A 10,349-nucleotide genomic window follows, 5' to 3' on the forward strand; every position below is an offset into this window, starting at 1 on the left:
TCCGAAACGTCCGCACCCGCCCCGGCAGGGAGTCCGGCGTCTCGAACCGCACGGTCACCCGCCCCAGCCCACTCCCCTGCACCCACCCATGCCCGAACTCGGCATGCCGCACATCGTGCCCCGCATGCCACCGCCGCTCCGCAGGAACCACCGGCTCCTCGACAACCTCCTCGGCCTCCTCCTTCTCCGCATGCTCCGGTTCCTCCGCGGCAGCGGCAGCGGCAGCCGTCCGAGCCTGCGCGAAGAGATCCTCCTGCGTGTAGTCGGCGAGCCCCGAGACCCCCACCCCCAGAAGCCGTACGCCACCCGTGGTGTCCACGGCCTCCAGCAACCGCGCCGCGGCCTCCCGCACCACCGCGGGGTCGTCCGTGGGCCCCCTGAGCGTCTCGGACCGGGTAAGCGTCGAGAAGTCGTACCGCCGCACCTTCAGCACGATGGTCCGCCCCGACAGATGCGCACCCCGCAACCGCCCCACACATCGGTCGGCGAGCCGCTGGACCTCCATCCGCACCCGCACCCGGTCATGGATGTCCACGTCGTACGTGTCCTCGACGGACACCGACTTGGTGTCCCGCTCGGCCACCACGGGCCGAACGTCGTGCGCGAGCGCCATGGCGTACAGCGCGACCCCGTGGGCCTTCCCCAGGAGCCGTACGAGCTCGTCCTCGCCGGCCTCGGCGATCTCCCCGACCGTGGTGATCCCGGCCCGCCGCAGATGGTCCCCGGTGGCGGGCCCCACGCCCGGCAGCGTCCGCACGGACATGGGGGCGAGCAGCTCCCGCTCAGTGCCCGGCTCTATCAGCACCAGCCCGTCCGGCTTGGCCTGCTCGGAGGCGATCTTCGCGAGCATCTTGGAGGCGGCGAGCCCCACGGACCCGGTCAGCCCGGTGACGGCCCTGATGTCCCCGCGCAGCTTCACCCCGGTCAGCTGTGCCGACTCCGCGTCCCAGGCCGTCTGCCCGGCCTCCAGGTCCACGAACGCCTCGTCCAGGCTCAGCGGCTCCACCAGGGGCGAAAGATCCCGCAGCAGGCCCATCACCTGCTCGCTGATGTCTCGATAGAGCCCGAAGCGCGGTACGAGATACGCGGCGTTCGGCGCCAGCCGGCGGGCCTGCGCCATGGGCATCGCCGAATGCACCCCGAAGACGCGTGCCTCGTACGAGCAGGTGGCCACCACGCCCCGAGGTCCGAGCCCGCCCACGATGACCGCTTTGCCACGCAGGCTCGGCTTGGCGGCCTGCTCCGCCGAGGCGTAGAAGGCATCCATGTCGAGATGCAGGATCGTGGGCGCGGTTCTCACATGTCCGATGCTGCCCTACGCCACTGACAATGCCCCTGTACAACCTGTGGACCGCCACGAAGCCGAACCGCCCACGCTCCGAGCACCAGACGGCAGACGGCAGACGGCAGACGGCAGACGGCAGAGCCGAACGGCCCAGACACGACCCGGGCCTGAAAACTCGAACAGTCCCCGCCGACTCAGACCGCCCGATTACGCCGCCGCGCCAGCTCATCCGCCGGATTGGGCCGGACAAGCGTCTCGCCCGTGTCGACGCGCTCCCCGTGCAGCTGTGAGAGGGCGCTCTCGACGTCCCGCCAGACCACGCCCACCGCGATCCCGAAGATGCCCTGTCCGCCCTGGAGGAGCGCGTGTACCTCGTCGGGCGAGGAGCACTCGTAGACCGTGGCGCCGTCGCTCATCAGCGTCATCCGCTCCAGGTCCCGGAACCCGCGCTCGCGCAGGTGCTGGACCGTGGTGCGGATGTTCTGCAGCGAGACACCGGTGTCGAGGAACCGCTTGACGATCTTCAGGACGACGACGTCCCGGAAGCTGTAGAGCCGCTGCGTCCCCGACCCGTAGGCGGCCCGCACACTCGGCTCGACGAGCCCGGTTCTGGCCCAGTAGTCCAGCTGCCGATAGGTGATGCCCGCGGCCGCGCAGGCCGTGGGACCCCGATAACCGACCTCCTCGGACGCCACCTCGCCGTCCTCGGGCACCGCTGTCGGCCGCTGTACGTGATCGGCCGCGCTGCTGTGAAGCGGGTACGGGCTGCTCTCCCCCAGACCGGGTCCGGGGGCACCCCCAGCCGTACCGTCGCCGCTGCTTCTCACGCCGACCTCCGTCCTTGACCTGCCTTCTCGACGGTAGGCAGCCACCGGGGGTGCGTCAACGACCGCCACACTCGGCACGCCGAGTGATAATCACCCTAGGAGTGGTTTCCCGTGTCCCACCGCGGGGAAAGGCTAGCCGAATGCTCTCGGGACAACCGCCGCACGGCCTGTTGTCCGGCGATCCCGGAGGGTCACTGGAGCCCGGACCGGAAGGTCACTGGCTGTTGGTCCCGAAGTCCTCGGGCGAGATCTGGTCGAGGAACTCGCGGAACTTCTCCACCTCGTCCTCCTGCTCGTCCGGGATCGCGATACCGGCGTCGTCCAGCACCCCGTCGCTGCCGTAGATCGGCGTCCCGGTGCGCAGCGCGAGCGCTATGGCGTCGGACGGCCGGGCGCTGACCTCGACCCCGCTGGCGAACACCAGCTCCGCATAGAAGACGCCCTCCCGCAGGTCCGTGATGCGCACCTCGGTGAGCTCCTGGCCGACGGCCTCCAGCACGTCCTTGAACAGGTCGTGGGTCAGCGGTCGCGCGGGGGCCATGCCCTGCTGTGCGAAGGCGATCGCCGTCGCCTCCCCCGGCCCGATCCAGATGGGGAGGTAACGGTCGCCTCCCACTTCACGCAGGAGCACGATCGGTTGGTTGGAGGGCATTTCGACCCGGACACCTACGACGTCGAGCTCGTTCACACAGCAACCCTAGGCCGTGCCCGGCATCTTTGGGTAGTCGGGCACGGATTGGGCGCCCGATCCCGCGCTCCGCGCGACCCACCGGGTCAGGGCAGCCGCACCCCGAGCGCGGACTGCACCAGCGCGGCGTGCAGCTTCACCGCGAGCCCCGCCAGTTCCTTGGTCTGCGCCTCCGCGTGCGCCCTGGTCTGCGGATTGCGGTGCCGCCGCAGCGGGGCCACGACCTGGTCGACCAGACCGGCCTCACGGTCGGCGGCGGCCTTCACGGCACGCAGATGGCGCGGCTCGATCCCGAACCGCCCCAGTTCCACGACGAGACCGGCCACGGTCACCGCCTCGGCGTCGTAGACCCCCTCGGGCAGCGGTGTGATGAGCCCGTACGACTCCCACTCCTCGAGCTCCTGCTCGCCGATCTCCACGGCGGCCAGCAGCTCGGCACGCCCGATCCGGGCCACTGTCGGCCCCTCGGACTCGCAGAGCACCTCACCGTCGCGCTGGCGCCCCACGGACGGCAACGGCACCGCCTCACCGCGCTCCACGGCGTCCAGGTGCTCGCGGATCACCTTCAGGGGCAGATAGTGGTCCCGCTGCATCCTCAGGACGTGTCCGAGGCGCTCGACGTCTCCCGGGCTGAACTTGCGATACCCCGACGGGGTCCGCTGCGGCTCGATGAGCCCCTCCGACTCCAGGAAACGGATCTTGGAGATGGTGACTTCGGGGAACTCGTCGCGCAGCACATTGAGCACCGTGCCGATGCTCATCAGTCCGTTGTCCATGGCGGCGGTGCCGTGGCCGACACCGCCGCTCGGTGTTCGAAGCATGGACCTTCCTGAGGGTCCCCCCGGACCGGGTCCGGGGGCGGGTCAGATACCCCGCTGGCTCGCGTAGAAGACCAGCCGGTACTTGCCGATCTGCACCTCGTCGCCGTTCGCCAGCGGGACCGAGTCGATCCGCTCCCGGTTGACGTACGTGCCGTTGAGGCTACCGACGTCGGCCACCGTGAACGAGCCGTCGGAAACGCGACGGAACTCGACATGGCGGCGCGACACGGTCACGTCGTCCAGGAAGATGTCGCTCTGCGGATGACGGCCGGCGGTTGTCAGCTCGCCGTCCAGCAGGAAGCGGCTGCCCGAATTGGGTCCGCGACGCACCACCAGCAGCGCCGAGCCGAGCGGCAGCGCGTCGACGGCGGCCTGCGCCTCGGGCGAGAGCATCGGCATCTGCGTCTGGCCGGTGACCTCGGCGTCGTAGGCCTCGAGGCCCGAGATGGAGATCGTCGAGGTGGTCTCCGACGGACGCTCGGGGGTCGCCCCGGCCCGCAACGGAGCACCGCAGTTGGAGCAGAAGCGGCTCGCCTCCGCGTTGCGGTTACCGCACCTCGTACACACCAGGGCCGACATCGACGGATCCTCCTGCCGCGGCTGCCCCGTGGGGGCGTTGGACGCATACGGGTCGGAGCCGAAACCTATGCGTCCCGACTGGGCAGGGTCAACAGACGGCGCGCCCTGACCACCGGAAATGTCGCCACCAGGACCACCGACCTGATCGCGGAACAGAGGGCGGTCCCCCTGATCCTCGCCCTCCGCGGGGCGCGGTGCGCGATGGCGGGCAGTCGCGTTGTCGCTGCCCTCTCGCGCGCTCTTGCCGAACAACTTCGAAAACAACTTCACGGGCGATTCCCCTTGACCGAAACAGACCCGCCCGTGGGGCAGGACGAACCCTGATTGCACACACCGGCCGAGCCGGACACCCTCACAACGTCCGTATCCACCAGACAGTTTCCACCACGCACCACCCATTCGGTGCGTCGACCCCCCGCAACCTCATGCCCTCGAGGAGCTGCGCCCAAGCGCCCCCGGTTCACTGGGAGGACGACCGAGCGTAGTCAGGCCGCTTCGCCGGTCGCAAGGCGTCCACAATGATCTTGTCCGATCGTTCCACCGTGACAGTGGCCTGCTCCTTCTCCAAAGTCTGCACCACTCCGCCCGGGATGTTGAGCGCCGGTTCGAGGTCCTGAGGCTTGCCGATGACCTTGAAACGATAGGGGGCGCTGATCTTGTTCCCGTCGACGGCTACTCCGCCGCTCACATCCGTCAGATAGGTGCCCGCGACGACCCTCACACCATTGACCTGGATCGCCTCCGCTCCGGCGGCACGCAGCTCCTGGATCGCGTCGAGCAGCATGTCGGCCTCGACCGTCCCCTTCTCGTCCTCGATGGTCAGCGTGATGCCGGGGCCCTGCGCCGCCACGGTGCCCGCCAGGATGCCGAGTTGCTTCTCCTTCTCGACCGTCTGCTTGCGGGCCTCCTCGGCCTGGTCCGAACTGTTCTCCAGCTCGGTGCGCTGATCCTCCAGCCCCTGCTTCTCCTCTTCCAGACGCTGCGTACGGTCGTCGAGTTCATCGAGGATGCGTACGAGATCCTCCTGACGCGCGCCGCGGAGGGCGCCGTCGCTGTCGCTGTTGGACGCCACCTGGACGGCGAGGCCGAAGCCGAGGCCGAACAGCAGGAGGGCGACGATGAACTGCGCACGCGACACGCGCGGCGGCCAAAGACCCTTCACCAGCCGCTGCCGGCCGGTCAGAACCGGCTTGCGAGGTTCCGCCTCGGCATCCGGCGGATCCGTGTCCTCCTGCGCCCGCACCTCTTCGGGAAGTTCCTTGCGCAGGCGGTTCCCGGAGGTCTCCGGGACTTCTGTGCCCTTGGAGGCTTCAGGGGACTCTGAGGTCGCTGAGGTCTCTGGAATCTCTGGGGTCTCGTCCTGGCTGCTCATCGGCCTCACGCCCGGAACACGTGACGGCGGATCGCCGCGGCGTTGGAGAAGATCCGGATGCCGAGGACGACCACGACACCCGTGGACAGCTGGGCGCCCACACCCAACTTGTCACCGAGGAAGACGATCAGCGCGGCCACGACAACGTTGGACAGGAACGACACCACGAAGACCTTGTCGTCGAAGATGCCGTCGAGCATCGCCCGCAGACCTCCGAACACGGCGTCGAGCGCCGCGACGACGGCGATCGGAAGATAGGGCTCGACCACCGCCGGAACCTCGGGCCGGACCAACAATCCAGCCACGACTCCCACGACGAGGCCCAGTACGGCGATCACGATGTGCCTTTCTCTGTGCTCGGTTGCGCTGTTCGTACGATCACACTCGGTGCGGCGGGCAGCCGGACGTCGTCCTCGACGGAAATGCCCGTCCGGATATTGAAGTTCTTCCGCAGGGCGTCCAGATACTGTCCGTCGCCGCTGTTCTGGAACTCGGTGCTCAGCCGCTCGCCGTCTCCCACCGCCAACACCGTGTAGGGCGGCACCAGGGGCTTGTTGTCGACCAGTATCGCGTCACCCGCGGCCCTGATCGCGGACAGTGCCGTCAGCCGCTGCCCGTTGATCGAGATGGCCTCGGCGCCCGACTCCCACAGCCCGTTGACCACGCGCTGCATGTCGCGGTCGCGCACCCGCCCGGTGTCGGAGAAGCCCGACGTCTCGCGTGCGTCTCCGTCGCCGCCCTGGTCGGCTTCCTTGGCGTCGTCCACGACGAGCTTCACACCGGGGCCGTGCACTTCGACCGCGCCGGCCAGGATGCCCACCAGCTCGCCCTGGTCGCCGCCGTGCTTCTTGAGCGCCTCGCGCTGCCGCGCGCTCACATCGTCGCGGAGCTTGTCGATGCTTCCCTCGAGCTTGTCGGCCGCCGACGTCTCGCGGTCGATGCGGTCGATGAGTTCCTCGCGCTCCTTGGCGACGACCGGAGCCGCTATCCGCGCCTGCGCGGCCCCCACAGTCACCACAAGGGCGGCGAGCACCAGACCGGCCGCAAGTCCGAGCTTCGCCCGCAACGTCTTCGGCAGGGCGCCGGTCCCGTCGGCCTTCTTGCGGGCAGCCGCCCCCGCGTACCCGTCGTCCAGGCTGTGGTCCATGACGTTGGTGAGCAGCGACATGGAGGCGTCCGGGCGCGGGGGGCGCGTAGGAGTGCTCCGAACGGGGGGCTGCTGCGGCATGCCGCACATCGTCGCACGTCGCGGGCAGTACCTCCGAATGGCCCCACCGTCGTGCCGGACGTGCCCCTTTGGAGCACATCCGGCACGCGCGCGTGCGGCTCAGCGACCGGCGCTGTCCACCACCGACGACCACTCGTCGAGCAGGGCCTGCGCGGACGCGTCGTCGGGCCCTTCGGCCCACAGATGCGTGACCGCCTCCGCCCGGTCCGGAAGAACCATCACCCAGCGCCCGTCGGTCTCCACCACCCGTACGCCGTCGGTCGTGTCCACGAACCGGTCACCGGCCGCTTCGACCACGCGCCGCATCACAAGTCCCTTGACCGCCCAGGGAGTCGCGAGATCACGCTTGAGGACGTGCGCCCGCGGAATCCGCGCGTCGATCTGACTGAGAGTCAGCTGCGTCCGCGCCACCAGACCGATGAGCCGTACGAAGGCAGCCGTGCCGTCGAAGACACTGCTGAACTCCGGCACGATGAAGCCACCGCGCCCGTCGCCGCCGAAGATCGTCGACTCCTCGCGCCCGACGCGCGTCAGATCGTCCGGCGACGTCGTCGTCCAGTCGACCTGGGTCCCGTGATACGCCGCCACCTGCTCGGCGATCCTCGTGGTGGTCACGGGCAACGCGACCCGCCCGCTGCGCCGTTCGGCGGCCACCAGGTCGAGCATGACGAGCAGCGCCCGGTCGTCCTCGATGATCCGGCCCTTCTCGTCGACGAGCGACAGCCGCTCGCCCACCGGGTCGAACCGCACCCCGAACGCGGCACGCGCGGACGCCACGATCTCGCCGAGCCGCACCATCCCCGACCTGCGGGCGTCCGCGGTCTCGGTGGGCCGCGACTCGTCGAGACCGGGGTTGATGGTCAGCGAGTCGACCCCGAGCTTGCCCAGGAGGCTGGGCAGCACCAGCCCGGCACTGCCGTTCGACGCGTCCACGACCACTTTCAGTCCGGACTCGGCGATCCCGGTGGTGTCCACGTTCCGCAGCAGAGAACCGGTGTACGAGTCGAAGACGCTGGCCGGGAAGTGCAGGTCCCCGATCTCACCGGGGAACGCACGCCGGTACTCCTGCCGCGCGAACACCCGGTCCAGCTTCCGCTGGCTCCCCTGCGACAGATCCGCCCCACGCCCGTCGAAGAACATGATGTCGACGGAGTCGGGAACCCCGGGCGTCGTCCGGATCATGATTCCGCCGGCACTGCCCCGAGCGGTCTGCTGCCGCGCCACGGGCAGCGGTACGTTCTCCAGGTCCCGTACGTCGATGGCGCTGGTCTGCAGCGCCGAGATGACCGCCCGCTTGAGCGCACGGGCACCTCGCGAGTGGTCACGGGCGGTCGTGACGGTCGAGCCCTTCTTGAGCGTCGTCGCATACGCACCCGCCAGGCGTACGGCGAGTTCGGGCGTGATCTCCACATTCAGGATCCCGGAGACTCCACGGGCTCCGAAGAGATGTGCCTGCCCCCGGGACTCCCAGATGACCGACGTGTTGACGAAGGCGCCGGCCTCGATGGTCTTGAACGGATAGACCCGTACATTGCCCTGAACGATCGATTCTTCACCGACCAGGCACTCGTCGCCGATGACGGCGCCGTCCTCGATCCGGGCGGCCCGCATGATGTCGGTGTTCTTGCCGATCACACAACCGCGCAGATTACTGTGCTGGCCGATGTACACGTTGTCGTGCAGCACGGCCTTGTGCAGAAACGCCCCCGCCTTCACGACGACGTTGGAGCCCACCACGGTGTGTTCGCGGATTTCGACGTCGGCCTCGACCTTGGCGTAGTCCCCGATGTAGAGCGGTCCTCGCAGTACGGCGTCCGGATGTACTTCGGCGCCTTCCGCGACCCAGACCCCGGGCGAGATCTCGAAGCCGTCGAGCTCGACGTCGACCTTGCCCTCCAGGACATCGGCTTGCGCCTTGACATAGCTCTCGTGCGTGCCCACGTCCTCCCAGTAGCCCTCGGCGATATAGCCGTAGATCGGCTTGCCCTCCTTCATCAGCTGAGGGAAGACATCGCCGGACCAGTCGACGGAGACATCGGCCTCGACATAGTCGAATACCTCTGGCTCCATGACGTAGATACCGGTGTTCACGGTGTCCGAAAAAACCTGGCCCCAGGTGGGCTTCTCGAGGAAGCGCTCGACCTTGCCTTCCTCGTCCACGATGGTGATACCGAATTCCAGCGGATTCGGGACTCGGGTCAGACAGACGGTGACCAGCCCGCCCTTTTCCTTGTGGAAATTGATCAGATCAGTGAGATCGAAGTCGGTCAGAGCATCACCGGAGATCACGAGGAAGGTGTCGTCCTTCAGCGCTTCCTCGGCGTTCTTGACACTGCCGGCAGTACCGAGTGGCTTCTCCTCATTGGCATAGGTGAGCTCCATACCGAGCTCTTCACCGTCACCGAAGTAGTTCTTGACGAGAGAGGCCAGGAACTGGACAGTAACGACGGTCTCGTTGAGCCCATGCCGCTTGAGCAGCCGTAGCACATGCTCCATGATCGGGCGATTGGCCACGGGCAGGAGCGGCTTGGGCATGCTTGAGGTCATGGGGCGAAGGCGTGTGCCTTCGCCTCCGGCCATCACGACGGCCTTCATGTCGGAAGCGTCCTCCTTGAAGAGACGACGGTCTAGCCGACTTCACCCGTCAGATTGTCCCGCACATTCTGCTTGCGGGCCATCAGAGGCCACTAACGGCCGCCTACTCGGCGAGCTCAATCGGCCGTGGTGTCCGCGCGGACAAGGCGGCGGACCTGAACCACGTAGAGGATCCCTGCCCACCAGTAGAGCGTTGTACCCCATCCTGCGAACGCCCATCCGAAAATAGCAGCGAGTGACGCAAGCCATCCACTTCCGTCACTGAGCAGCAGCAACGGGAAGGCGTACATCAGGTTGAACGTAGCAGCCTTCCCAAGGAAGTTCACCTGCGGTGGCGGATAGCCGTGACGCCTGAGGATGCCCACCATCACCAGGAGAAGCAGCTCACGCGCCAGCAGGACACTTGTCAGCCAGAGCGGCAGAATCTCGCGCCAGGTGAGCCCGACCAAAGTCGACAGAATGTAGAGCCGGTCGGCCGCGGGGTCCAGCAGCCGACCGAGACTGCTGATCTGGTTCCAGCGACGGGCCAGCTTGCCGTCCAAATAGTCGCTGATGCCACTGAGCATGAGCACCAGGAGTGCCCAGCCGTCACTCTGGGGACCACCGAACTCCGGCCTGAGGATCAGCCACAGGAACAGCGGCACGCCTGCGAGGCGGGCCATGCTGAGGATGTTCGGGATGGTGAGGACCCGGTCTGTCTGGACGCGGGTCTCCTGGACCTCCACCCGGGGGCCTCCTGTGGGAACGTGCCAACGATGCCCCCTGACCTTACCCTCAGGCATCTGCGCGCAGCGCGGAGGGGGTTCGGCCGGCGCCCTGGAAAACAAAAAAGCTCCGGTTCTTGGACTGAAAGTCCAAGAACCGGAGCTCTAAAAGGAGTTCGGCGGTGTCCTACTCTCCCACAGGGTCCCCCCTGCAGTACCATCGGCGCTGTAAGGCTTAGCTTCCGGGTTC

Annotated in this window: 10 protein-coding genes and 1 rRNA gene; all 11 read right to left on the bottom strand. The window is 67.8% G+C overall.

Annotated elements, in window-relative coordinates:
* The coding region (locus O3Q52_RS40115; protein ID WP_269653494.1) for a DNA polymerase IV at positions 1 to 1,300 on the bottom strand (1,300 nt) is incomplete at its 3' end.
* 179 nt (positions 1,301 to 1,479) lie between these two features.
* Positions 1,480 to 2,112, bottom strand: coding sequence for a MerR family transcriptional regulator (locus O3Q52_RS40120; protein ID WP_079053640.1), 633 nt, complete (start codon positions 2,110 to 2,112; stop codon positions 1,480 to 1,482).
* A 214-nt stretch (positions 2,113 to 2,326) separates the two neighbouring features.
* Positions 2,327 to 2,800: a bifunctional nuclease family protein gene (locus O3Q52_RS40125; protein ID WP_006123076.1), complete on the bottom strand. Its 474-nt coding sequence runs from the start codon at positions 2,798 to 2,800 to the stop codon at positions 2,327 to 2,329.
* A gap of 86 nt (positions 2,801 to 2,886) precedes the next feature.
* Positions 2,887 to 3,621 carry a MerR family transcriptional regulator gene (locus O3Q52_RS40130; protein WP_269653495.1) on the bottom strand — a complete coding sequence of 245 codons (735 nt, stop codon included), beginning with the start codon at positions 3,619 to 3,621 and terminating at the stop codon, positions 2,887 to 2,889.
* 42 nt (positions 3,622 to 3,663) lie between these two features.
* Positions 3,664 to 4,599, bottom strand: a complete 936-nt coding sequence (locus tag O3Q52_RS40135) for an FHA domain-containing protein (RefSeq protein WP_269653496.1) — start codon at positions 4,597 to 4,599, stop codon at positions 3,664 to 3,666.
* A 61-nt stretch (positions 4,600 to 4,660) separates the two neighbouring features.
* Positions 4,661 to 5,572, bottom strand: coding sequence for a DUF881 domain-containing protein (locus O3Q52_RS40140; protein ID WP_269653497.1), 912 nt, complete (start codon positions 5,570 to 5,572; stop codon positions 4,661 to 4,663).
* 5 nt (positions 5,573 to 5,577) lie between these two features.
* Positions 5,578 to 5,910, bottom strand: a complete 333-nt coding sequence (locus O3Q52_RS40145) for a small basic family protein (RefSeq protein WP_003988855.1) — start codon at positions 5,908 to 5,910, stop codon at positions 5,578 to 5,580.
* Positions 5,907 to 6,809: a DUF881 domain-containing protein gene (locus tag O3Q52_RS40150; protein ID WP_269653498.1), complete on the bottom strand. Its 903-nt coding sequence runs from the start codon at positions 6,807 to 6,809 to the stop codon at positions 5,907 to 5,909. The genes O3Q52_RS40145 and O3Q52_RS40150 overlap by 4 nt, the downstream gene beginning before the upstream one ends.
* A gap of 90 nt (positions 6,810 to 6,899) precedes the next feature.
* Complete coding sequence (locus tag O3Q52_RS40155; protein ID WP_269653499.1) at positions 6,900 to 9,395, bottom strand: mannose-1-phosphate guanyltransferase; 2,496 nt, start codon at positions 9,393 to 9,395, stop codon at positions 6,900 to 6,902.
* Positions 9,396 to 9,511: 116 nt separating this feature from the next.
* Positions 9,512 to 10,120 (bottom strand): CDP-alcohol phosphatidyltransferase family protein, encoded by a 609-nt coding sequence (locus tag O3Q52_RS40160; protein ID WP_055614787.1) that lies wholly within the window; start codon positions 10,118 to 10,120, stop codon positions 9,512 to 9,514.
* A 153-nt stretch (positions 10,121 to 10,273) separates the two neighbouring features.
* Positions 10,274 to 10,349 (bottom strand): 5S ribosomal RNA (rrf, locus tag O3Q52_RS40165); the annotation flags it as partial.

This window comes from Streptomyces sp. ActVer (assembly GCF_027270795.1).
In the GTDB taxonomy this organism is placed as follows: domain Bacteria; phylum Actinomycetota; class Actinomycetes; order Streptomycetales; family Streptomycetaceae; genus Streptomyces; species Streptomyces umbrinus_A.